The organism is Sphingomonas lenta (genome assembly GCF_002288825.1).
Classification (GTDB): Bacteria; Pseudomonadota; Alphaproteobacteria; order Sphingomonadales; family Sphingomonadaceae; genus Sphingomonas; species Sphingomonas lenta.
Genome location: NZ_NSLI01000001.1, coordinates 92,605 through 116,029 on the forward strand (window position 1 = coordinate 92,605; position 23,425 = coordinate 116,029).

The 23,425-nt window shown below is 69.5% G+C and carries 18 protein-coding genes; 11 read left to right on the top strand and 7 right to left on the bottom strand.

Features of this window, described 5'->3' with window-relative positions:
- Positions 1-7: 7 nt before the first annotated feature.
- Positions 8-2,938, bottom strand: coding sequence for a TonB-dependent receptor (locus CKY28_RS00435; RefSeq protein WP_245841457.1), 2,931 nt, complete (start codon positions 2,936-2,938; stop codon positions 8-10).
- Between the two features lie 268 nt (positions 2,939-3,206).
- Between CKY28_RS00435 and CKY28_RS00440 the strand changes: the two genes are divergently transcribed.
- The gene (locus CKY28_RS00440) at positions 3,207-4,229 is read left to right on the top strand and encodes a LacI family DNA-binding transcriptional regulator (protein WP_095996374.1); all 1,023 of its coding nucleotides are present in this window, start codon (positions 3,207-3,209) and stop codon (positions 4,227-4,229) included.
- On the top strand, positions 4,226-5,737 hold the full coding sequence (locus tag CKY28_RS00445; protein WP_245841458.1) for an MFS transporter: 1,512 nt from the start codon (positions 4,226-4,228) through the stop codon (positions 5,735-5,737). The genes CKY28_RS00440 and CKY28_RS00445 overlap by 4 nt, the downstream gene beginning before the upstream one ends.
- Positions 5,738-5,850: 113 nt before the next feature.
- On the opposite strand, the gene CKY28_RS00450 is transcribed toward CKY28_RS00445, so the two are convergent.
- Positions 5,851-6,636 carry a thioesterase family protein gene (locus tag CKY28_RS00450; RefSeq protein ID WP_095996375.1) on the bottom strand — a complete coding sequence of 262 codons (786 nt, stop codon included), beginning with the start codon at positions 6,634-6,636 and terminating at the stop codon, positions 5,851-5,853.
- Positions 6,633-8,138 carry a class I adenylate-forming enzyme family protein gene (locus CKY28_RS00455; RefSeq protein ID WP_095996376.1) on the bottom strand — a complete coding sequence of 502 codons (1,506 nt, stop codon included), beginning with the start codon at positions 8,136-8,138 and terminating at the stop codon, positions 6,633-6,635. Before CKY28_RS00455 ends, CKY28_RS00450 begins: the two co-directional genes overlap by 4 nt.
- A 70-nt stretch (positions 8,139-8,208) precedes the next feature.
- Between CKY28_RS00455 and CKY28_RS00460 the strand changes: the two genes are divergently transcribed.
- A complete protein-coding gene (locus tag CKY28_RS00460) occupies positions 8,209-8,988 on the top strand; it encodes an SDR family NAD(P)-dependent oxidoreductase (RefSeq protein WP_095996377.1) in 780 nt (259 codons plus the stop codon).
- Positions 8,989-9,135: 147 nt separating this feature from the next.
- On the opposite strand, the gene CKY28_RS00465 is transcribed toward CKY28_RS00460, so the two are convergent.
- On the bottom strand, positions 9,136-9,828 hold the full coding sequence (locus CKY28_RS00465; RefSeq protein WP_095996378.1) for a glutathione S-transferase N-terminal domain-containing protein: 693 nt from the start codon (positions 9,826-9,828) through the stop codon (positions 9,136-9,138).
- Positions 9,825-11,048: an MFS transporter gene (locus CKY28_RS00470; protein ID WP_095996379.1), complete on the bottom strand. Its 1,224-nt coding sequence runs from the start codon at positions 11,046-11,048 to the stop codon at positions 9,825-9,827. Before CKY28_RS00470 ends, CKY28_RS00465 begins: the two co-directional genes overlap by 4 nt.
- Positions 11,049-11,657: 609 nt before the next feature.
- On the opposite strand from CKY28_RS00470, the gene CKY28_RS00475 reads away from it, so the two are divergent.
- Both CKY28_RS00475 and CKY28_RS00480 read left to right on the top strand, forming a co-directional pair.
- The gene (locus CKY28_RS00475) at positions 11,658-11,864 is read left to right on the top strand and encodes a hypothetical protein (RefSeq protein ID WP_095996380.1); all 207 of its coding nucleotides are present in this window, start codon (positions 11,658-11,660) and stop codon (positions 11,862-11,864) included.
- A gap of 14 nt (positions 11,865-11,878) precedes the next feature.
- Positions 11,879-12,073 carry a hypothetical protein gene (locus CKY28_RS00480; RefSeq protein WP_095996381.1) on the top strand — a complete coding sequence of 65 codons (195 nt, stop codon included), beginning with the start codon at positions 11,879-11,881 and terminating at the stop codon, positions 12,071-12,073.
- Between the two features lie 6 nt (positions 12,074-12,079).
- On the opposite strand, the gene CKY28_RS18455 is transcribed toward CKY28_RS00480, so the two are convergent.
- Entirely contained in the window at positions 12,080-12,250 is a 171-nt protein-coding gene (locus tag CKY28_RS18455) for a hypothetical protein (RefSeq protein WP_176472902.1), read from the bottom strand.
- A 173-nt stretch (positions 12,251-12,423) separates the two neighbouring features.
- Here CKY28_RS18455 and CKY28_RS00485 point away from each other — a divergent pair, with 173 nt between their 5' ends.
- The 5 genes from CKY28_RS00485 (at position 12,424) to CKY28_RS00505 (ending at position 20,529) form a co-directional block, all read left to right on the top strand.
- On the top strand, positions 12,424-13,635 hold the full coding sequence (locus CKY28_RS00485; protein ID WP_095996382.1) for an acyl-CoA dehydrogenase family protein: 1,212 nt from the start codon (positions 12,424-12,426) through the stop codon (positions 13,633-13,635).
- Positions 13,636-13,766: 131 nt separating this feature from the next.
- Positions 13,767-14,837: an acyl-CoA dehydrogenase family protein gene (locus CKY28_RS00490; protein WP_095996383.1), complete on the top strand. Its 1,071-nt coding sequence runs from the start codon at positions 13,767-13,769 to the stop codon at positions 14,835-14,837.
- Between the two features lie 142 nt (positions 14,838-14,979).
- On the top strand, positions 14,980-17,910 hold the full coding sequence (locus CKY28_RS00495; RefSeq protein WP_095996384.1) for a TonB-dependent receptor: 2,931 nt from the start codon (positions 14,980-14,982) through the stop codon (positions 17,908-17,910).
- Between the two features lie 77 nt (positions 17,911-17,987).
- A complete protein-coding gene (locus CKY28_RS00500) occupies positions 17,988-19,283 on the top strand; it encodes a spinster family MFS transporter (protein ID WP_095996385.1) in 1,296 nt (431 codons plus the stop codon).
- A 10-nt stretch (positions 19,284-19,293) separates the two neighbouring features.
- Positions 19,294-20,529, top strand: coding sequence for a carbohydrate porin (locus CKY28_RS00505; protein ID WP_176472903.1), 1,236 nt, complete (start codon positions 19,294-19,296; stop codon positions 20,527-20,529).
- Positions 20,530-20,554: 25 nt separating this feature from the next.
- On the opposite strand, the gene CKY28_RS00510 is transcribed toward CKY28_RS00505, so the two are convergent.
- Complete coding sequence (locus tag CKY28_RS00510; protein WP_095996387.1) at positions 20,555-21,799, bottom strand: TetR/AcrR family transcriptional regulator; 1,245 nt, start codon at positions 21,797-21,799, stop codon at positions 20,555-20,557.
- 122 nt (positions 21,800-21,921) lie between these two features.
- On the opposite strand from CKY28_RS00510, the gene CKY28_RS00515 reads away from it, so the two are divergent.
- Positions 21,922-23,247 (top strand): acyl-CoA dehydrogenase family protein, encoded by a 1,326-nt coding sequence (locus CKY28_RS00515; protein WP_095996388.1) that lies wholly within the window; start codon positions 21,922-21,924, stop codon positions 23,245-23,247.
- The last annotated feature ends 178 nt before the right edge of the window (positions 23,248-23,425 follow it).

Sequence of the window (23,425 nt, forward strand, 5' to 3'; positions counted from 1 at the left end):
CTGTCGATCAGAACTTGAAGTTGAAGCCCGCCAGGAAGCGGCGGCCATAGCGCTGGAAGTCGATCGCGGCGCGGTCGTCCTGCGGGAACGACGTCCGGAAGGGCTCGTCCGTCAGGTTCTGGCCCTGGAGGAAGACCGACAGGCCCTGGAGCGTCGAGCCGTCCTGGAAGTCGTAGCCGATCTGTCCGTCCACGATCAGCTCCGGCGCGGCGCGACGGCGCACGCGGTTCGCCGCGAAGCCCGACACCTCGCCGATAAAGCTCGACCGGTAGCGGACGCTGCCGCGGATGTTGAAGCCGTACTTCTCGAAGAAAGCGGTGCCGTTCGCCACCCACTTGGAGTAGCCGGGAAGCGCGCTCTCCTCCTCGTCGGGCGACGGCTTGATCTTCGACTCGGTGTACGAGACGCCGCCCGTCAGGCCGAACCCGTCCAGCGCGGACACGATCGTTCCGAAGGGCAGGGTGCCCGCGAGCTCGACGCCGTACAACTCGCCGCCGTCGCCGTTGATCGGGACGTTGAGGAAGCCGGTCGGCGCGACAGGCACCACGCGGCCTTGCGCGTCGACGGACGGCGGCGGCAGCGCGATGGACGCCGTGTCGATCTCGATGTCGGCATTGTAGATGTAGCTCTTCAGATCCTTGTAGAAGAGCTGCACGGCGATGAAGCCGTTGGTGCCGAAATACTTCTCGAACGTCAGGTCGAACGCGTTGGCGCGCCAGGGGCGGAGTTCGGGATTGCCCGAGCCGCCCGTCACCGTGGCCAGACCGAGCGCCGGGCCGGCGCCGTCCGGATCCTGGATGTTGTACCCGAAGCTCAATGACGCGCGCATGTCGTCCAGGCGCGGACGGATGATCTCGCGCGCCGCGCCGGCGCGGATGATGAAGTCGCTCGCGGTGCGCAGCGACAGGTTGGCGCTGGGCAGCACGTCGAGATAGTCGACCGACTCGTTGCGCGGCGTGGAGCCGATGATCGGCGCGCCGTTCGGCAGCGCGCCCAGGAACACGGCGGTGGCGCCGCGTGAGTTCTGGTCGGTAAAGATCGCCTGCACACCGGCGTTGCCGGTCAGCTGCGCCGACCCCAGCTCCTGGTCAATGTTCGCCTGGAAATAGCCCGTCATGAGCTTTTCCTCGACGCGGTAGGACTTCACGACCACGTCGCCGTACGGGTTCCGCACGCGGCTGTAGACGCCGGCGTCGAGCAGCGCGTTCGGGTCGTAGCTGATGACGGGGCCTAGCCCGAGATATTCGAGGTTGGTCGTGCCGAGGCGGAACTGCTCGGGGACGATGACGTCCGATATGCCGGTGTTGCGCGCCGTCAGGTATAGGAACGACTCGTCGGGCGTGAGGTCCTTCAGCCGGTCGGTGTAGTTCACGCCGACCTGGAATGAGCGGAAGAAGCCCTCGACCTCCTTTTCCACCTCGACGCGGTACTGCTTCAGGTCGTCGATGATGATTCGGTCGTTGAAATAGCCGTCCTGACCGTTCCGAAACCCGGTGCCGTCGGGCAGGATTTGGTCGCCGCCCCAGCCCAGCGGGCCGGTGAGCTTGATCAGGTTGTAATCGCCGTAGTTCAGCGTCGGACGGAAGCGGGTGCCGTTCTCGTTGCTGGTGAAGCTGATGGTATCGGTCGCGCCGACGCCCTGGCCGCGGCCGGTACCAGAATAGGTCTCGAGCGTCAGCTCGTTGCGCTCGGTGCGCGACAGACTGACGTCGAGCATGGCGTTCCAGCCGTCGTCGCCCTCGTACTTGGCGTTGTAGCCGAACGAGTAGAGCTTCGCCTTGCGCTGGAACACGTCGTTGCGCACCACGCCCTCAACGTTGGCGAAGGTGCCGGCGGTGACGAAGATATCCTGGACCGTCGTGTTGGTCAGCGGATTGCCGTTGAAGCCGAGCGGGAGCTCGATGCCGCGCTTGATTTGGTCATCCTCGAAATCCGAGAAGAAGGCGTCCAGCGTAGCGGTGAGCTGCGGGTCTGGGCGCCACTGAAGCGTGCCCTGCAGGCCGAGGCGCTTCAGCGTCGTCGAGGTGGAATAGGATTTGGAGCCGCCGATCACATAGGGCGGGCCGCCGTTCGCGCCGGTGCCGGCGTAACCCCAGGCGTTGAACTCCTGGATCTGGTACGGCTCGTCCAGGTAGCTCGCCGACAGCGCGATGCCGATCGTGTCGTCGGCGAACTGGTCGACATAGGTGCCGTTGACGCGGTAGCCATATTCTTCGGACTCGACGTTCAGCTTGCCGAGGTCGACATAGGTGCCGCGCGCGCCGATCGAAAAGGCGCGACGCCCGAACTCGAGCGGGCGGATCGTGCGCAGGTCGACGGTGCCCGACAGGCCTTGGCCGACAAGCGAGGCCATAGGCGTCTTATAGACGAGCACCTGGTTGACGACTTCCGACGGGTACTGATCGTACTCGACGGCGCGGTTGTCGCCGGTGGAGGTCTGCTCGCGGCCGTTCAGGAGCGTGGTCGAGAAGTCGGGCGCGAAGCCGCGGATGGAGATGGCGTTGGAGCGGCCGTTGACGCGCTGCGACGTCAGGCCGGGCAAACGTGCGATCGACTCGGCGATGGAAGCGTCGGGTAGGCGGCCGATGTCCTCCGCGGAGATGGCCTCAACGATTTGGTCGCGGTTCTTCTTCTCGGCGACCGCGTTCTCCAGCGCGGCGCGGAAGCCGGTGACGATGATGTCGCCGCCTTCGGTCGCGTCCGTCGAGGTCGGGTCCTGAGCGGGCGTGGTCTCGCCGGTCACGGCGGCGTTGTCGGCGCGGGCCTCCTCGGCGCTGCCGCGCTCGTTCGGGTTGCCCGAGCTGGACGAGCTCTGCGCGGGGTCGGGCAGGTTGGTCGACGCCTGCCCATGAGCCGGTGCCGCGAGGCCGAGTGACAGGGCGGCGACGCTGGCGCCGAGCATAAGGTGGCGGATGGGCGCAGTAGCGCGACTGGACATAAGAAACCTCCCCCGGATGGACCTTGGCCGTCGTGCCCGACGGACTCGTTCGTGGATCGGAACGGAATGAAGTCAGGCGCATTCGCAGGGAAGACAGGTACATACGTATTCAATCGTTCTCATACGTATGCAGGCGGCGCTGTGCTCTTTCGGCCACATCGGCCTCAAAGTCCGCGCGTGCGCGTTGACGGAGGCACTGATCTAGGCTGTTGTCGCGCCGTCACGTCCGCCGGTGAACGGACGGGCTGGAGAGCGTGCGTAACCCCCGATGCAGCGTAAGCCGACGTCCTTCGACATCGCCCATCTAGCGGGCGTATCGCAGCCGACGGTGTCGCGCGCGCTCCGGGGCAGTCCGACGGTCAGCCCGGCGACGCGCCAGCGGATCGAGGCGATCGCGCAACGGCTGAACTACACGGTCGACCGTGCGGCCTCCAACCTGCGGTCGGGGCACACGCGGACGCTGGCGGCGCTGCTGTTCCAGGATCCTTCTCCCGACGACTCCGCGGTGAACCCGTTCTTCCTGGCGATGATGGGTTCCATGATGCGCGCCTGCGCCGACAACGGGCACGACCTGCTCGTGTCGTTCCAGCAGATGGGGTCGGACTGGCACAAGGATTACGAGGACAGCCACCGCGCCGACGGGCTGATCCTGCTCGGGTACGGCGACTATGCCGATTACAAGGCGAAGCTCGACCAGCTCGTGGCGCAGGGGACGCATTTCGTGCGCTGGGGGTCGGTGCAGCCGGGCGAGCCGGGGCTGACGGTGGGCTGCGACAATCGCGGCGGGGGCGCGTCGGCGGCTCGGCACCTGCTGGAGCGCGGGCGGACGCGGATCGCCTTCCTGGGCGATGCGACGGACCACTACCCTGAATTCCGCGACCGCTACCGCGGCTGCGCCGATGCGCTGGGGCAAGCGGGGCTGGAGGTGGTCGCGCAGGTCCACGCGCTGTCGAGCGAGGAGGATGGCGCGCGGGCGGCGCAGGAGCTGCTGACGTGCGGCGTCGCGTTCGACGGGATCGTGGCGGCGAGCGACTTGATCGCGCTGGCGGCCATGCGCGTGCTGGCGGGGGCGGGCCTGCGCGTCCCGCAAGACGTGGCGGTGGTCGGCTTCGACGACATTCCCGCGGCCGGCCTCGCCAACCCGCCGCTCACCACGGTCGCACAGGACGCGGGCGCGGCGGGGCGGACCTTGGTCGAGACGCTGCTCGGCCGCATCCGCGACCAGCCTGTCGCGAGCATGACCTTGCCGACGCGCCTGGTGGTGCGGCGGTCCACGGAAGGACGGACGTGAACGCCGAGATCCCGCTGAAGACCAAACCGCGCCAGGGCTTCGCGGGGCTGTGGAACATCTCGTTCGGCTTCTTCGGCATCCAGATCGGCTTCGCGCTGCAGAACGCGAACATGAGCCGCATCTTCCAGTCGCTGGGCACGTCGCTCGACGACCTGCCCGCGCTCTGGGTGGCGGCGCCGCTGACGGGGCTGCTCGTCCAGCCGATCATCGGGCATATGAGCGACCGGACCTGGCTGGGGCGGCTGGGGCGGCGCAGGCCCTATTTCCTGGCGGGCGCGATCATGGCGGCCCTGTCGCTGTTCGTCATGCCGCTCGCGCCCGCGCTGCTGTTCGCGGCGGTCATGCTGTGGGTGTTGGACGCGTCGCTGAACATTTCGATGGAGCCGTTCCGCGCGTTCGTGGGCGACATGCTGGGCAAGGACCAGCACGCGGCCGGATATGCGGTGCAGACCGCGTTCATCGGCGCGGGCGCGGTGGTGGGGTCGATCTTCCCCTATCTGCTCGAGCGAATGGGCGTGTCGAACGAGGCGGCGGCGGGCGGCATACCGGATACGGTGCGCTACGCCTTCTGGTTCGGGGGCGCGGCATTGTTCGCGGCGGTGCTGTGGACGGTGCTGACGACGAACGAATACTCGCCGGACGAGATGGCGGCGTTCGACGGGCCGGCGGACGAGGCCGCGGCGGACCACAACGTCCGCGTGCTCGCCGGCCGCGGCTTCACCTCCAGCGCGGTCTGGATCGCGGCCGGCGCGGCGGTGATCGCAGCCGTGGTCGCCTGGGGGCTGGAGAAGGAGGTTTACCTGCTCGGCGGGCTGCTCGCCGCCTACGGGCTCGCCAGCGCGGTCGCGATCGCGCTCGCCAAGCGGGGCGGCGGGGCGGGCATGCTGGGGCACATCGTCGGCGACTTCTCCGGCATGCCGGAGCTGATGAAGCGGCTGGCGCTGGCGCAGTTCTTCAGCTGGTCGGCGCTGTTCATCATGTGGATCAACACCACGCCGGTGGTGGCGCAGTATTTCTTCGGCGCGCCGACGGCGGAGAGCCCGAATTATCAGGAGGGCGCGAACTGGGTGAACGTGCTGTTCACGGTCTATAACGGCGTGGCGGCGATCGCGGCGCTGGCGCTGCTGCCGTTCCTCGCCCGGCGGATCGGGCGGGTGATGACGCACGTCGTGGCGCTGCTGTGCGGCGCGGCGGGGTATGCCAGCTTCTTCGTCTTTCGAACGCCCGAGATGCTGCTGCTGAGCGAGGTGGGCGTGGGTATCGCCTGGGCGTCGATCCTCGCCATGCCCTATGCGATCCTGGCGTCGAGCCTGCCGCAGCGAAAGCTCGGCATCTACATGGGGCTGTTCAACGTGTTCGTGGTCGTGCCGCAGCTGCTGGTGGCGACCGTGATGGGGTCGATCACCAAGCGGTTCTTCCCGACGGAGCCGATCTATACGATGGCGTTCGCGGCGGGGGTGATGGTGCTGGCGGCGTTGGCGATGCTCAGGGTGCCGCGGGACGCGTAATCCTCAAACGGGGGAGCGCCGCGGCGAAGCCGCGTCGTCGAACGTAGCTGCGCTACGCCGGCCGGGCTTGGGCGTCTCGCTTCGAGCTTCGCTCGGCGCGTGCGCCCGGCGCCTCACCCGAATATGGCTACGCTCTGCATCTGCTGCGCCACGGGCGTGCCGTCGGCGGACCAGATATTCATTTCCTGGCTCGATGAACCGGCGCGCGCGTAGTCGGTCTGGGCGCGGAGCAGCCACCAGCCTTCCTCGTTCGCGGGCACGGGGCCTAGCACGTTAAGGAGCCACGTCATCGAGCTCAGCGGCACGAAGTCGCGCATGAGCTTGAGCGCGGCGGGCGGCAGGCAGTCGGCCATGACGGCGAGCTCCACCTCCGGGTCGAGGCCGTCGCGCTCCTTGAGGTGGCACCAGCGGAGCCACTCCGCGCCGCCGTCCGCAGGCTCGCGGCGGTCGACGAACTCGAAGTTGGCGAGGAAGCCGGGCATCCCGGCGCGCGACTTGCCCGAGTAGATCGGGTCGCCGGAGTCGGGCTTGGGGAAGTCGGGGGCGCGCACGACGGCGTGGTCGATCGCGGAGGCCTGGTCGCGCATGAAGACGAACACGGCGCGCAGGCCCAGGCCGGCCTCGCTCTCCACATCCGCTTGGACGAACGCGGCGTTGCGGCCGCGGCGGAGCGTGTAGGCGCGGAGCATCACCGTGCCCGCGAGCGGGCCGATAAAGGACACCTGCGCCGAGCGGAGCGGGGGGAGGTCGGGCTCGACCTGCTTGGCGGCGTGGAGCGCGAGCGCGGTCGAGAGGCCGCCATAGGCGGTGCGGCCCTGGAGCCAGGTCTCGGGGATCGCGCCGCGCCAGCCATCCTCCAGCGGTTCGAGCGCGGCGAGGAGCTGCGGGAGCGACGTCATGCGGTCTGGCCCAGCAGGCGGTCGCGCAGCTCGCGTTTTAGGACCTTGCCAATGGCGCTGCGGGGCAGCTCGTCGACCTGGTGGAGCGCGGACAGGCGCTGCGTCTTGCCGACTTGGCCGTTGAACCAGGCGAGGACGGCGTCGATGTTCGCGCCGGGGTCGCGCGACACGTAGAAGCCGACGGGCGTCTCGCCCCAGGCCTCGGACGGTACGCCGACCACCGTCGCGTCGGCGACCGCCGGGTGGCGGAGCAGCACCGCCTCCAGGTCGGAGGGGTAGATGTTGAATCCGCCGGTGATGATCATGTCCTTCTTGCGATCGAGCAGGATGAGGAAGCCGTCCTCGTCGAAGCGACCCACGTCGCCGTGGCGGATGTAGCGGCGGCCTTCGCCGTCGTACCACTCCGCCTCGCGCGTCGCGCCTTCGCGGCCGTGATAGCCGTTCATCATCGCGGCCGAGCGGCCGACGACCTCGCCCATCTCGCCCGGCGCGACCTCGCGGCCCTCGTCGTCGATGAGGCGGATGTCGTGGCCGTCGAGCGGCTGGCCGACGGTGTGGAGCTTGTCGGGGTGGGCGTTGCAATTGAGCACGCAGGTGCCGCCGCCCTCCGTCATGCCGTAATATTCGATCAGCAGGCCCGGCCAGCGGGCGAGCACGTCGGCCTTCAGCTCGGGCTTGAACGGCGCGCTGGTGCAGGTCTTGAGGCGGAAGCTCGACAGGTCGAAGCGGTCGAAGTCGGGGACCGCCATGATGCGCTGGTACTGGACGGGGACGAGCATCGCGTGGGTGGCGCGGTGCTTTTCCGCGAGCTCGAGGAAGCGGCGGGCGTCGAACTTGGCCATAAGCACGGCGGCACCGCCCCAGCCGAGCGTCGGCAGGAAGGTGACGAGCGTCGTGTTCGAGTAGAGCGGCGTCGCGACCATCGTCACCGCGTCGCCGAAGCCGGCGGCGCTGTTGCGGCCGAGGTGCTGCCAGCGCATCGCGTGGCTCTGGACGATGCCCTTGGGCGTGCCCGTCGTGCCGGAGGAGTAGATGATGTTGAAGCCGTCCTCCGGCGCGATCTCAACGGGGGCGGGTCTAGCGTCGTCGGGCGGGAGCCAGGTGTCGAGTTCCTCCAGGCAGACGGCGTCCGGCGCGGCGGCGGCGTTGGCCGCGTCCGCGAAGGCCAGGGGCGCGCCGCTGTCGCGGATCATGGCGGCGATCTGGTCGGGGGTGGCGGACGGCGCGATCGGCGTGGCGAGGCAGCCCGCGCGCACCGTGCCGAGGAAGACGGCGGCCTGTTCGACGGACGGGTACGCCACGATCGCGACCGCCGCGCCCTGCGGCACGCCGTCGCGTTGCAGGCCGGCGGCAACGCGGTCCACCAAGCGGTCGAGCTCGGCGTAGGTGAGTGCACGGCGCTCGTCGGCGATGGCGGTCTTGGCCCCGCGCTCGGCGGCGTGGGCGCGGATGAGGTCGGGCAGCGTCGCGAAGGGTGAGGCGAGCAGGTCGGCGGCCGTCATAGCCGGGACGCTAGGCGAGCGGCCAGCCGAATGCCATACGCGATCTTCCAAACGGAAAGCGAGCGAAGCTATGGACGGCGCGGTGGCGGTGGTGACGGGCGGCGGCACGGGGATCGGCGCCGCGGTGGTGCGCAAGCTGGCGGCGCGCGGCGTCCGGTGCGTGGTCAACTACGCGTCGAGCCGGGACGAAGCGGAGGCGGTCGCGGGCGAGACGGGCGGGATCGCGGTCAGGGGCGATGTCGCGGCCGACGCGGACTGCCGGGCGCTGGCGCGGGCGGCGGTCGAGCGCTGGGGTCGGCTCGACTTCCTCGTCAACAACGCCGGGCGGACCAAGTTCGCGAACCATGAAGACCTGGAGGCGCTGGAGGCAGACGACTTCCTCGACCTGTACCGGGTGAACACGGTGTCGGCATTCCAGATGATCCGCGCCTGCGCGCCGGCGATGCGGGACGGCGGCATGGGGGCGGTGGTGAACGTCGCGTCGGTGGCGGGGGTGTTCGGGATCGGATCGTCGGTGGCGTACGCCTGCACCAAGGGGGCGATGATCACGCTGACCAAGAGCCTGGCGCGGGTGCTGGCGCCCGCGATCCGGGTGAACGCGGTGGCGCCGGGCTATGTGGGGACGGGCTGGTTCGAGAAGCGGCTGGGCGAGGAGGGCTTTGCGCGGCTGAACGAGCGGATCGCGGGGGCGGTGCCGATGGGGTTCGCGACCGGGTCGGACGACGTGGCGGGGCCGATCGTCCACCTGCTCGATCCCGCTAGCCGCGCGATCACGGGCGAGGTGACGTTGATCGACGCGGGCGCACACCTGGACATCGGCTTGAGCCGGCGGCCGGGGCGGGACTTGTAGGCACATCCACTTAACCCGTCACCCCGGGCTTGACCCGGGGTCCACGCGCGGCGCGTCCGTTCGCGAAGGTGTGTCCGAACAAGCGGACGCGCATGGATGCCGGATCAAGTCCGGCATGACGGAGAATTGGGAAACGGGCGACCGGCTCTACTTGGCCGCGCCCTGGCCGAAGAGGACGCGGCGGGTCTCTTCCGTCATCTCCTGGTTCTGGGAGCCGACCTCGTCGGCGCGGGCGTAAGCGGCGACGGTGGCGGGGCGGGCCTTGATCGCGTCGTGCCAGCGGCGGACGTTGGGGTGGTCGGCGAGGTCGACATAGTGCCACTCGTGCGCGGCGGCCCAGGGATAGCAGGCCATGTCGGCGATCCCGTAGTCGCCGGCGATGAAGTCACGATCCTGCAAACGCTTGTCCAGGACGCCGTATAAGCGCTTGGTTTCGTTGTTGTAGCGCTCGATGGCGTAGGGGATCTTCTCGGGCGCGTAGCGGTTGAAATGGTGGTTCTGGCCGAGCATCGGACCGAAGCCGCCCATTTGCCACATGAGCCACTGGATCGCCTCCGTCCGGCCGCGCGGGTCGGCGGGGAGGAAGCGGCCGGTCTTCTCGGCGAGGTAGAGGAGGATCGCGCCGGACTCGAAGACGCTCACCGGCTCGCCCCCGTCGGCGGGCTCGCGGTCGACGATCGCGGGCATGCGGTTGTTGGGCGCGATCCTCAGGAAGTCGGGCTGAAACTGGTCGCCGCGGCGGATGTCGACGGGGACGATGCGGTAGGGGAGCTGCGCCTCCTCGAGGAAGAGCGTGATCTTGCGGCCGTTGGGCGTGGGCCAGTAGTGCAGGTCGATCATGCGGGCGCTCCCTCGGTTGCGGGGCGCAGATGGGGTGTCCGCCACGCGATGATAAGCAGCGCCAGGAGGTTGAGCGCGGCGGCGACCAGGAACGCCGCGCCCGCGAAGCCGCGCGCGGAGCCGGCGGCGAGCGACTGCGCCGCGACCAGCGGGCCGAAGATCTGCGCGACCGAGTTCATGGAGCCGATGCCGCCCTGGAGCGCGCCCTGGCGCGTGGCGTCGACCATGCGCGAGAGCAGGCCATTGAGCGCCGGATAGGCGAGCGCGGCGATGCAGCCGAACAGGTAATAGGCGTAGACCTGCCAGCCTTGCGTCGTGAAGGCGTAGGCCATGAAGGTCGCCGTCGCGACGAACAACCCGATCATCGCTGCGCGGCGCTCGCCGGTGCGCCCCAGCACGCGGCGGGTGAGGAAGACCTGCACCAGCACGTTCAGCAGCCCGACCCAGGCGAGCGACCAGCCGATCGCCTCCGCGTCCCAGCCGAACCGGATCGACGCCCAGAAGGACCAGGTGGCGGGATAGACCTGCGTGCCGAGCTGCCACAGGAACCAGGCGACGAGCAGCGGCGCGGCGTTGCCCGCCTGGAACAGCGGGCGGAACGCGCCGACGACTGTGGCGTCGGCGAGGCGGAAGGGGCGGCGGTTCTCGAATTTCAGCGTTTCGGGCAGCAGGAAGAACATCGCGGCGGCGTTCAGTCCCGCGAGCGCGGCGGCGACGATGAAGGGCGCGCGTGGGCCGAGGTCCGACACGAGCCCGCCGACCGCCGGGCCGATGATGAAGCCGACGCCGAAGGCCGCACCCATGAGGCCGAACGTCTCCGCGCGCTTCTTGGGCGGCGACACGTCGGCGAGCACCGCGCCCGCCGGCCCGAACACCGCGCCCGCCGCGCCCGCGACGAAGCGGCCGACGAACAGCCAGGCGAGCGTGGGTGCCGCCGCCATGAGCAGATAGTCGATCGCGAAGGCGAGCATGGAGAAGATCAGCACCGGCCGCCGCCCGAACCGGTCGCCGAGCGAGCCCAGCACCGGCCCGGCGAAGAACTGCGCCACCGCGAACACCGCGAGCATCCAGCCGGCGATGCGCGTCGCCTCCGGGAGGTCAACGTCGCCCAGATCGGTGATGAGCGCGGGCAGCACGGGCATGACGATGCCGAAGCCGATCACGTCGATCACGACGGCGGCGAGCACGATGGGGACGGCGCGGTGGGGGAAGCGGGTCATGGGCGTCCGAGATCGACGGGTGGGGATGCGGGACGGGCGAGTCGCGCAGCCGGGCGGTAGCGCAAGACTTTACGGATGTGAGGGGCCGTTCGACGGGTCGGCGTCACCTTCCGCGACGGCGTCTCCGGCCGTGCGGGAGCTAAGTCGTTGTACTCGCGTGTTTCGACACTCGCGATGAGGCTCGGCGGCCCGGTCCGAAGTTCACGACTTTGACGTGCTTTACGTGAAGACGCCCAATCTGCGGGTTTTATGAAGTCAGAACGGCATGTCGGCGCCGCTAAGTCATTGATCCGCAAAGAGCCGAGTGCGCCGCAGTTGCTTGACGCCTCTGGACGGCTGCGCACGGCGCGGGCGCTGGCCGGTGTCGGTGGGAGGAGGGCGGGTCGGGCGTGCACCGGGAAGCTTAACCACGATCGCGCGCTGTAGGACAGGGCCGACCGCGCCGCCGGAACCAATACGCCCTCCCTTCGCTTTGCCCGTATCGGCGGGACTCGGTCCCAGGCCTCGCCGACTGAGAGACTTCGCGCTTTCGCCTGTTTACCCGGAGCCGAACGTGCGGGCATCCTCCGACCTCGGTTTCGTCATGCCCGCTCGCCCGGAGCGGCGCGCATGAGCGCGGACGGGGCGACGCCGTTCGAGCTGGGCGCGGCCGCGGGCGCCGACCGCGCGAGCTTCGCGGGCGACTGCCCCTTCGACGCGGCGCGCTTGGACGATCGGCGCGAGTGGATGCGCGGCTTCGGCCTGGCGCGCGCGGCGCTGCCACCGGGCGGCGGCGCGTACGACGCATCACCCATACCTCCCCTGCACGAGGGCTGAAGGAGATTACGACGATGGCCGACAGCGACAATTACGAGGCGCTGGCGCGATCCGCGCGCGACCAGGCGGCGGCGGCGACGCTGGCCAATGTGCGCGAGCGCTGCCTCAGGTCCGAAGCCGCCTGGATCGCGATGGCGGAGCGCAGCCGCCGCACCGAAAAGGCACGCGCGGCGCGGGCGGCGATGCCGGTGCCGGTGCTCGACGGCTGATCCCGTTCAGGCCGTCTGGGCGACCGCGTCGATCAGGATGACGAGCGGCGTCGCGGCGAAGGTGACGGCGAGCAACTGCTGAAGCAGCGTCGACGAGCCCGAGCGGCGCGGCGGGCGCACGGCCTCGCGTCCGGAGACGGGAAAGAGGGCGCGGGCGGCGAGGGTGATCTGCTTCATGATCGGCTCCGGGGTTCGGAATGACGCGCCCATTACCATTGGCGGCCGGCGGGGCGTCGCGGGTTGCGACGGGCTTGCGACGAATCGGCGCGGCGCTTGGCAAGCGGGGCGCTCCTGTGGCATGTCGCCGGGAAACATACCCGATCTTCGATAAACGCTAGGAGAGCAGCGCCATGGCGACCGCCGCCGACCAACAAGCCGACCCGCTGGAGCGGTTCCGACAGGAGGCGCGGGCCTGGCTCGCCGAGAACTTCCCGCCCTCGTTGCGCGGAAAGGACAACGCGATGTCCGCGGTCGAGGGGCCGGGCGACCAGAGCGAGGACGAGGCGCGCTGGCAGCAGGCGATGGGCGCCAAGGGCTGGGGCGTGCCGACCTGGCCCAAGCAGTATGGCGGCGGCGGGCTGAGCCGCGCCGAGGCGCGCGTTCTGCAGGAAGAGATGGCGCGCGCGGGCGCGTGGAACCCGATCGGCGGCATGGGCGTGATGATGTTCGGCCCGACGCTGCTGGAATACGGGTCGGAGGAGCAGAAGCTCGAGCACATTCCGCGCATCGCCGACGGGACGGTGCGCTGGTGCCAAGGCTATTCGGAGCCGGGCGCGGGATCGGACCTCGCGGCGCTGCAGATGTTCGCGGAGGATGCGGGCGACCATTACGTCGTCAACGGGCAGAAGACCTGGACGTCCGGCGGGCAATGGGCGGACAAGTGCTTCGCGCTGGTTCGGACCGACCGGAGCCACAAGCATGCGGGCATCAGCTTCCTCCTGATCGACATGGACTCGCCGGGCGTGGAGGTGAAGCCGATCCGACTGATCTCGGGCGCGTCGCCCTTCTGCGAGACGTTCTTCACGGACGTGAAGGTGCCGAAGCGGAACCTGGTCGGCCGCGAAGGGCAGGGCTGGGAGATCGGCACGCGGCTGCTGCAGCACGAGCGGACGAGCCTGTCGGGCGGCGGCTCGACGGGGCGGATGATGGGCGGCGAGCCGATCAGCGCGGTGGCGAAGAAGTACCGCGGCGTGGACGCGGAGGGGCGGCTCGACGACGCCGACCTGCGGATGCGGCTCGTGCGGCACGAGATGGACGCGCGCGCTTTCGCCTTGACGCTCCGGCGCGCGGCGCTGGAGGCGAAGTCGAATGCGGGGCCGAGCGCGGCGAGCTCGATCATGAAGAACGTCGGCGCGCGCGTGACGCAGGACCGGGCGGAGCTGGCCGTCGAGATCATGGGCATGCAGGGGCTGGGCTGGGAAGGCGAGGGTTTCACCGAGGCCGAGCTGACGCAGACGCGGACGTGGCTCTGGGGCAAGGCGGTGTCGATCTATGGCGGGTCGACGGAGATCCAGAACAACGTGATCGCCAAGCGGATCTTGGGGATGACGGAGGCGGGCTGAGCAGCCTCCCTCTCCCCTCTGGGGAGAGGGGCGAAGCTGCGCAGCAGCGAGGGGAGAGGGGCCGAGTGGAGACGGTGGCGCACTGCCCCTCTCCCCAACCCTCTCCCCGGAGGGGAGAGGGAGTTTACTACATGGCCGTTCTGAACGACGAACAGGTGATGCTGCGCGACATGGCGCGCGAGTGGGCGGATAATGAGCAGCCCGTCGCCGCCTTTCGCAAGCTGCGCAACGCAGCGCCCTCGGAGGGGTACGATCGCGAGGCCTGGAGCACGATCGGGCAGATGGGCTGGGCCGGCATCGTCGTGCCGGAGGAATATGGCGGGTCGGCGTTCGGCTACCTGTCGCTGGGCCTCGTCGTCGAGCAGCTCGGGCGCAACCTGGTTGCCTCGCCGCTCGCGAGCACCGCGGTCGCGGCGGGCGCAATCATCTTGGGCGAGGATGAGGCGGTCAAGGCCGAGTGGCTGCCGCGCATCGCCGCGGGCGAGGTGGTCGCGACGCTGGCGATTGACGAGGGACCGCATCATGGGGGCGTCGCGGCGAGCATCACCAGGGTCGGTAACGGCCGGCTGACCGGGACCAAGCAGTTCGTGGCCGAGGGCGACGGCGCGCAGCTGTTCGTCGTATCGGCGCAGGACGGAATGTATCTGGTGGCCGGCGACGAGGGCGTCACCCGCTCGTCCCGGCGCATGGCGGACAGTCGGAGCCATGCCGAGGTGCGTTTCGAGGACGCGCCCGCTGTCCGCCTCGGCGGGCCGGAGCTGGCGGGGAAGGTCGTCGATCGCGCCGCCGCGATCACCGCGGCGGAGATGCTGGGCATGGCCGAGCAGGCGTTCGCGATGACGAACGACTATCTCAAGACGCGCGTCCAGTTCGGGCAGAAGCTGTCGACGTTCCAGGCGCTGCAGCACCGCATGGCGCGCATGCTGACCGAGCTGGAGCTGATGCGCTCGGTCGTGGAGGCGGCGCTGGAGGCGATCGACGCGGGGCGCTCCGACGTCGACCAGGCGGTGAGCCTCGCCAAGGCGGTCGCGGGCGAGACGCTGAGGCTGGTGAGCCGCGAGACGGTCCAGCTCCACGGCGGCATCGGCATGACCGACGAGCACGACGCGGGCTTCTACCTCAAGCGCTCGGCGGTGCTGGAGGCGATGTGGGGCAACGCCGCCTACCACCGCGAGCGCTTCGCGCGGCTCAACGGCTACTAGAGTTTGCTGTAGCCGAAATGTCACAGGTGAGACGCCGCAGTCGATTTGCGGCAGCGAACCGTGCTTGACGCGCATCCGCGCGCGTTGTCATTTCGAAGATAGAGTACGGGCGATCAACGCCCGAGCGATTTGGGAGAGAGCAATGCTGAAGCCGCAGTTCCTGGCCGCCACCGCGGCGTCCGCGCTGGCGCTGGCCGTCGCCGCGCCCGCCGCCGCGCAGACCAACCCGCCCGCTCCCGGCGGCCAGGAGCAGCCCGGCGACGCGAACACGACGCCGCCGCCCGGAACCACGAGCGCGAGCGGCCAGGAGCAGTCGGACCAGGGCTCGATCAGCGGGCCCAACGACCCGCAGGGCACGCCGGAGGAGACGATGTCGACCGGCGACATCGTTGTCACCGCGCAGGGCCGCGCCCAGGCGCTGGCCGACGTGCCCGTCGCCGTGTCGGTCGTGAACGCCGCCAACCTGGAGCGCACGGGCGCGACCGACATCCGGCAGATCACGCAGGTCGCGCCCTCGCTGCTCGTCAGCTCGACCGGCAACGAGGCTAATGGCTCGGCGCGCCTGCGCGGCATCGGCACCGTGGGCGACAATCCCGGCCTGGAGAGCTCGGTCGCGGTGTTCGTGGACGGCGTGTACCGCTCGCGCTCGGGCGTGGGCTTGAACGAGTTGGGCGACATCGAGCGCGTGGAGGTGCTGCGCGGACCGCAGGGCACGCTGTTCGGCCGCAACGCGTCGGCCGGCATCATCTCCATCGTGTCCAAGGCGCCGGACCTCAACCGCCTCAGCGGCGGCGTGCAGGCCGAATACGGCAACTACGACTATTACCGCCTGGCGGGGAACATCAACGTGCCGCTCGGCGACACGCTGGCGGGGCGCATCGACGCCGTGTACGTCAAGCGCGACGGCTTCCTGTACGACGTCACCAATGACCGGCGCGTCAACGACCGCGACCGACTGTTCGCGCGCGGGCAGCTGCTGTTCCAGCCCGACGACGCGCTCACCGTGCGCCTGATCGCCGACTACACCAAGCGCGAGGAGGCGTGCTGCGGCGCGGTGTACATCAACGGTTCGGTCGCGCCCGCCAACCGGAACCTGACCAACCCCGCGCTCAACCCGATCGTGCGCGTGCTCCAGGACCTCGACCCGCAGCGCTACGGCCAGCAGCCCTTCACCGATCCCTTCTCGCGGCGCATCTACGTCAATCAGGGCCGCTCTTATGACGGCGAGACGGAGGATTACGGCTTCTCGGGCCAGATCGACTATGACTTCGGCTTCGGCACGCTGACGTCCATCACCGGCTATCGCGTGTACGACAATTTCCAGGGTTCGGACACGGATTACGGGCCCGTCGACATCCTGTACCGCGCGGCTAACGAGAATGGCGGCGCGCGTCGGTTCGAGACGTTCAGCCAGGAGCTGCGGCTGCAGGGCACGGCGTTCGACGACCGGTTGGACTGGCTGGTCGGTGCCTATTACGCCAACGAGGACCTGACGGTTAAGGACAATCTGCGCTTCGGCACGCAATATGGCCGTTTCGCGACGTGCCGCCTCGTCCAGGCGTTCGGATTTCCGGGCAGTTTCTACGCGCCGGGTGCTGCCGCCTGCTTGAGCCCCACGGGTCGCGCGGTGCTGAGCAACCAGGTGCCGGGCGTGCCGTCGCCCTTCGGCGCGGGCGGCGCGGCGATCGTGGGCGCGTTCGACCGCCTCGCGACCGTCAACGACCGCGGCACCACGACCGACCGGTACGAGCAGAACAGCGAGAACTACGCGTTCTTCACGCACAACATCTTCGAGATCACGGAAGGCCTGAACTTCACGATCGGCGCCCGCTACACGCGCGAGGTCAAGACGTTCGACGCGCTGTTCGGCAACGACAACACCGCCTGCCCGGCGCAGCAGGCCGCGCTTCGGCCGTTCCTCGGCACGCCGCTCGCGGCGGCGGCGACGGGCCTCATCAACCTGGCCTGCCAGGGCAATTCCACCTCCGAGCTGAACGGCGTCGCGATCAGCGATCGGCGCAAGGAGAGCGAGTTCACCGGAACCGCGATCCTGTCATATAAGATCACGCCCGACCTGCTCGTCTACGGCTCGGTCGCGCGGGGCTACAAGGCTGGAGGCTTCAACCTCGACCGCTCGGCGCTGAAGGCTCCAGTGGAGGGCGTCGGCACCGCCTCGGTGCGCACCACCTTCGCGGACTTCGGCGGGGCGCAGGCGCTGGTCGGCCGACTGCAGTTCGATGAGGAGATCAACACCGCGTTCGAGGTCGGCGCGAAATACTCGACGGGGTCGTTCAGCCTGAACGTCGCCGCGTTCCGCCAAGAGTTCGACAATTTCCAGCTCAACACGTTCAACGGCTCGGTCTTCCTGGTCCAGAACGTCAACTCGTGCGGAACCGACCTGAACGGCGCCGACCGCGACACCGCGCCCTTCGTGCCCAACGCTGCCGCGACGGGCGCGTGCGACCCGGACGAGGTGCGGCCGGGCGTGATCAGCCAGGGCTTCGAGGTCGAGGCGTCGCTGAGCCCCGTGCGCAACGTGACGGTGAACGCGGGCCTGACCTATGCCGACACTTTCTTCCGCAACGACCTGGTCGGCGGCGAGAGCGGCGCGCCGCTCGACCCGGCGCTGCTGCGTCTGCCCGGCGACAACCTGTCCAACGCGCCGGAGATCGTGACTACGACCTCGCTGACCTGGACGCCGCCGCTGGGCGACACGGGGCTGAGCGGCCTGTTCTACGTCGACCAGCGCACGACCAGCGACTACAATACGGGGTCCGACCTGTTCCCGCAGAAGGAGCAGGACGGGTTCACCCTGGTCAACGCGCGCATCGGCATCCGCGGGCCGGACAGCCGCTGGTCGATTGAGGCCTGGGCGCAGAACCTGTTCGACGTCGACTACACGCAGGTGGCGTTCAACTCGCCGTTTCAGGCGGTCGGCACCGGCCCGGTCGCGCCGACGTCGCCGCTCGCCGGCACCTTCCCGCTGGCGCAGTATCCGGGCGGCACGCAGATCTTCTCCGCCTTCCTGGCCGAGCCGCGCACCTATGGTCTGACCGGGCGGTTCCGGTTCTGATCCGGCGTCCGGAATGAAGTGATCGGGCCGCCGTTCGGTATCTCCGGACGGCGGCCTTTTTGTTGGGATCAGCAGCCATGGCTTCTTCGACCGCCCCCGAAAGCGCCGACGAGCGCGCGCTGCGGCGGCGCGGGCTGACGCTCGCGCTGCTCACGATCACCTATTTCTTCAGCTACATGGACCGGCAGATCCTTGCGATCCTGCTGGAGCTCATCAAGGCGGACCTCCGGCTCACCGACACGCAGCTAGGGCTGCTGTCGGGCCTAGCCTTTGCGATCTTCTACGCGACGCTGGGCGTGCCCGTGGCGCGGCTCGCGGACCGGTCGAACAGGCGCAACATCATCGCGGTCGCGCTCGCGCTCTGGAGCGCGATGACGGCCTTGTGCGGGCTGGCGCAGAACTTCGCGCAACTGCTGCTTGCGCGTATCGGCGTCGGCGTGGGGGAGGCGGGGTCGAGCCCGCCCAGCCACTCGATCATCGCCGACCTCTACCCGCCGGAGAAGCGCGCGGGCGCGATGGCGATCTACTCGACGGGCGTGGTGCTGGGCGGCGGCTTTGGCACGATGATCGGCGGCTATGTGGCGAGCCTGTATGGCTGGCGCTGGGCGATGGTCGTTGTCGGCGTGCCCGGCATCCTGCTGGCGCTGTTCGTATGGGCGTTCGTCGTCGAGCCGCGGCGCGGGCTGTCCGATCCCGCCCGCGCCGCTGACACGTCGCCCATGCCGAGCGTGGGGTCGGCGTTCGCGGCCATGTGGGCGAACAAGCCGGCGTTCCACCTGGTGATGGCGGTGACGATCACGTCGATGATCGGCTATGCGCTCGCGGGCTGGGGGCCGAGTTTCCTCCAGCGTTCGCTCAGCTACTCGGTGCGCGAGGTGGCGCTGATCTTCGCGCCGCTCGCCGCGGTCGCGGGCACGGTCGGCGGCCTGGCCGGCGGCGCGATCGCGAACCGCGCGGCGGCCCGCTACGGCCTCCACGCGCAGAGCTGGATGGTGGCGGTGCTCAAGCTCGTCGCGCTGCCGTTCATGATCGGCTTCTACCTGACCGAATCGCAGTCGCTGGCAATGGTTTTCTACGTGCTCAACTACCTGTTCGCGTCGAGCTATCTCGGGCCCACCTTCGCGCTGATCCAGAGCCTCGCGCCGCTCAGGATGCGGGCGATGTGGGCGGCGGTGACGCTGCTCGTCATCAACCTCATCGGGCTGGGGCTGGGGCCGACGCTGATCGGGATCCTGAGCGATCTGCTGCGGCCGGTCACGGGTCCGGAGGAATCGCTACGCTGGGCGCTCGTCGCGGTCGGCTCGGCGACGCCCTGGGCGATCTGGCACTATTGGCGGGCGGGGGTTCTTCTTCGACGCGCGCCGGCGGACTAGGGGCGGTCGGGTGCGCGCCGCCCGACTTCCACCGCTCCTTCTGCTTCTCGCGGCGGCGGCTCCGCCGCAGGAGCCCGACCGCGCGCAGAGCGGCAGCCGCGACGGGACCGCGCCCCCGGCGGCCCGCGCGGACGACGGTCGCGCGCCGGCGGTGGACCTGTCGGTGGTCTACACCGCCGAGACCTGGCGTGTCGCGCGGGGCGGCCGTCGGGGTGGCGGGCGTTACCTCGACAGCCTGGACGTGGCGCTGACTGTAGACGCCGAGCGCGTGGCGGGCTGGCGCGGCGTGACGCTGTTCGCCTATGGCCTGTACAATAACGGCGCGTCCCTGTCGGGCGACCTGGTGGGCGACGCGCAGATCGTGTCGAACATCGAGACGGGCGTACGCGCGGCGCGGCTCTACGAGGCCTGGGGCGAGAAGCGATGGACCGGCGGGTCGCTGCGCGCGGGCTTGTACGACCTCGCTTCCGAGTTCGACAGGACGGAGGCGGGCGCGCTGTTCATCCAGTCCTCGCAAGGCGTCGGGGCGGATCTGGGCCAGTCGGGGCGGAACGGGCCATCCATATTCCCCGTGACCTCGCTCGCGGTGCGCGCCGAAGCGGCGCTGGGCGGTGGCTGGGCGGCGCGGGGCGCCGTGCTCGACGGGGTGCCGGGCGATCCCGACCGGCCGCGGCGCACCCGCGTCCGGTTGAGCCGGGGCGAGGGCGCGCTGCTGGTCGGCGAGCTGGCGTGGACGGATGCGCGCACGAAGGTAGCGCTGGGCGGCTGGGCCTACACCGCCCGCTTCCCGGAGTTGGGGACGGGACCGACGGGCGCGGTCGGCGCCCGGGCCGACAACCGGGGCGCGTACCTGCTCCTCGAGCGCCGCATCGCCCCGTCGGGCGCGAGGGACGGCGCAGGATGGGCCGCGTTCGCGCGGGTCGGGGGCGCGAACGGGCGGGTGAACCCGATCGTGCGCTACGCCGGCGCGGGGGTGGTGCGCACGGGGTTGCTCCGGCGCGGGCGCGACGACCAGTTGGGCTTGGCGGTGGCCCGCGCGACGTTCGGCCGGTCCTATCGGCGCGCGGTCAGGGGCGCGGGCGGCGTCCCGTCGTCCCACGAGACGGTGGTGGAGCTCACCTACCGCACGCCGCTGACCGGCTGGCTGACGTTGCAGCCCGACGCGCAATTGGTGATCGACCCGAGCGGCGACCGGCGGCTCCGCGACGCGCTGGTGCTGGGCGTACGCGCGGAGCTGGGCTTCTGATGCGCCCCCATGGTTTGGCGGCCCCTCACGGGGCGGGCGCGTCGCCGCCGAAGAGGCCGAACAGCAGGGTCGACGCGTACATCCGGATCGCGGTCTCGCGCGGCATGGTGCCGGCCCATTTGCGCATGTCGAACGCGGCGTTCTGGAGCGCCATCAGCGCCTGCGCGGCGACCAGCGCGTCGACGGGACGGATTGAGCCTTCGGCGACGCCGTCCATGATCGTCCCGGCGTAGCGGCGCGCGATGCGGTTGGAGCGCTCCACCATCGCCGCGCGCACGCCCAGAGGCAGGCCGGAGAGCGCCGTCGTGCGGAGCAGGGGGCCGCGCTCGGAGAACTGGATGTCGAGCAGCGTCGCCACCGCGCTCGACAGCCGCGTCCAGTGGCTGCCGCCCGCGTCGTCGGCGAGGCGCTGGGCGTGGCCGATGGTGTCGAAGCTACGCTTGTAGCAGGCGATCACCAAGTCGTCCTTGGCGTCGAGGTGGTGGTAGAAGCTGCCCTTGGTGACGTTGAGCTCGGACGCGATCCGCTGGACGGACGCGCCGCGATAGCCGAGCTCGTTGATGAGGCGCGTGGCGGCGAGCAGGAACGACTCGCGACCGGGCACGGGGTCGTCGTGCGGGAGCTCCAGCATCGCCGGCTCCCAGCGCTGGCCGGGACCGGCGAGGCCGTGCGCGAACACGTCGAACAGCCTCTCCTCGACGCGGTCGAACTGGTCAGGCTCGTAGCGGTTGAGCCAGGCCGGCACCCAGAACATGTTCTCGAGCAGCACGTGCGCGCGCGCGCCGTGGAGATCGGTCTTGGCGCGGCCCTCCGCCGGACCCCAGAGCGCGCGCGTTTTGCGGAACACGCGCTGCCAGCCCGCCATCAGCCGCCCGCGCACCGGGTCCTCGGTCGCGCGCAGGTCGGACAGGACGGCGAAGGCGGTCTCCTCGCCGCGATTGATGCGCTGCAGGCGATCCATGTTGAGGCGTAGGAAGCGGCGGACGCGGAGCTCGGGCGTCGGCTCGGCGGCGGCTTCGTCGAGCATCGCCGTGAGCGTGTCGAGCGTGTTCTCGAATGCGGCGGCCGCTAAGTCCTCCTTGCGGCGGAAATAGTAGGTGACGGACGTGGTGTTGAGCCCGACGCGGCGCGCCACGTCGGCGAAGGTCATGCCCTTCGCGCTCTGCTCGTTGATCGCTTCCGCCGCGGCGGCGAGGATGGCGTCGCGCTTCGCCATGAAGCGCCGGGTCGCCTTGTCCTCCCCCGCGGCACCCCCTTCGGTCGCCTGCATGAGCACGAATGTATCATCGCGGTCCGGAACGAACAGTCCTTTTCCGTAGGGTCGTGGCATGCTTGTCCGAATGAGCGGTACGGTTTAAGCGTCGGCGGAACGGATCGAAGGAGAGTGCGCCGATGGACTTCACGCTGACCGAGCGCGAGACCTATTTCAGGGATCGGGTACGCGACTTCATCGCCCAGCACATCGCACCCCGCGACGCCGAGTATCACGAACAGGCGAATGGGGGCGACCGCTGGAAGGTGATTCCGGTCGTGGAGGAGGTGAAAGCCATCGCCAAGGCGCAGGGCCTGTGGAACTTCTTCATGCCGCCGCACTCGGGGCAGCACCATGTGGACGACACGTTCGAATTCCAGGGCACGCAGCTCACCAACCTCGAATACGCGCTCTGCGCGGAGGAGATGGGCAAGATCGGCTGGGCGTCCGAGTGCTTCAATTGCTCCGCGCCCGATACGGGCAACATGGAGGTGTTCCACCGCTACGGCACGCGCGAGCAGAAGGAGCGGTGGCTCCGGCCGCTGATGGAAGGTGAGATCCGCTCGGCGTTCCTGATGACGGAGCCGCAGGTGGCGTCTTCGGACGCGACCAACATCGAGACGCGCATGGAGCGGGACGGCGACCATTATGTCATCAACGGGCGTAAATGGTGGTCGTCGGGCGTCGGCGACCCGCGCTGCGCCGTCGCGATCGTGATGGGCAAGACCAACCCGGACGCGTCGCGTCACACGCAGCAGTCGCAGATCATCGTGCCGCTCGATACGCCCGGCGTCCGGATCGAGCGGATGCTGAGCGTCTACGGCTACGACCACGCGCCGCACGGCCACGGCGAGGTGGTGCTGGAGAATGTCCGCGTGCCGGCCGAGAACATCCTGCTCGGCGAGGGCAGGGGGTTCGAGATCGCGCAAGGTAGGCTCGGGCCGGGGCGCATTCACCACTGCATGCGCACGATCGGCACCGCCGAGACGGCGATCGAGGCGATGGCCAAGCGCCTCCTGTCGCGCGTCGCGTTCGGCAAGACGATCTCGAGCCACTCGGTCTGGGAGGAGCGGATCGCGCGCGCGCGCATCGACATCGAGATGACGCGGCTGCTCTGCCTGAAGGCCGCCGACATGATGGACCGCGCGGGCAACAAGTCGGCGCAGCTCGAGATCGCGATGATCAAGGTGCAGGCGCCGACCATGGCGCTCAAGATCCTGGACGACGCGATCCAGGCGCATGGCGGCGCCGGTGTGTCGGGCGACTTCGACCTCGCGGGTCAGTGGGCCAGCTTGCGCACACTGCGCTTCGCGGACGGGCCGGACGAGGTGCACAACCGGGCGATCGCCAGGAACGAGTTCGGCAAGTACGCCGATTATCGCGCGACCCCGCCTGAGCGGGGTGCGGCGGTGCAGGACGGCGGCGGGCAGCGGCTATCGAGCGGCGATATGGCTGTGGCGCGGTAGATTACTCGAGGCGCTCTTGCCGTGGGTGAGTTCGCCTTCTTTTTCCCTGCAGTGCTGACGCTCACAGTGGCATGGTTTTGCTCAAGATATGCCAAGATGTCGGGGACAGTACATCTCCTGTCTTCAACAATCGCCGTCTTGGTTACGTATGCTCTGCTGCGAGCAAGGTACACTGTGT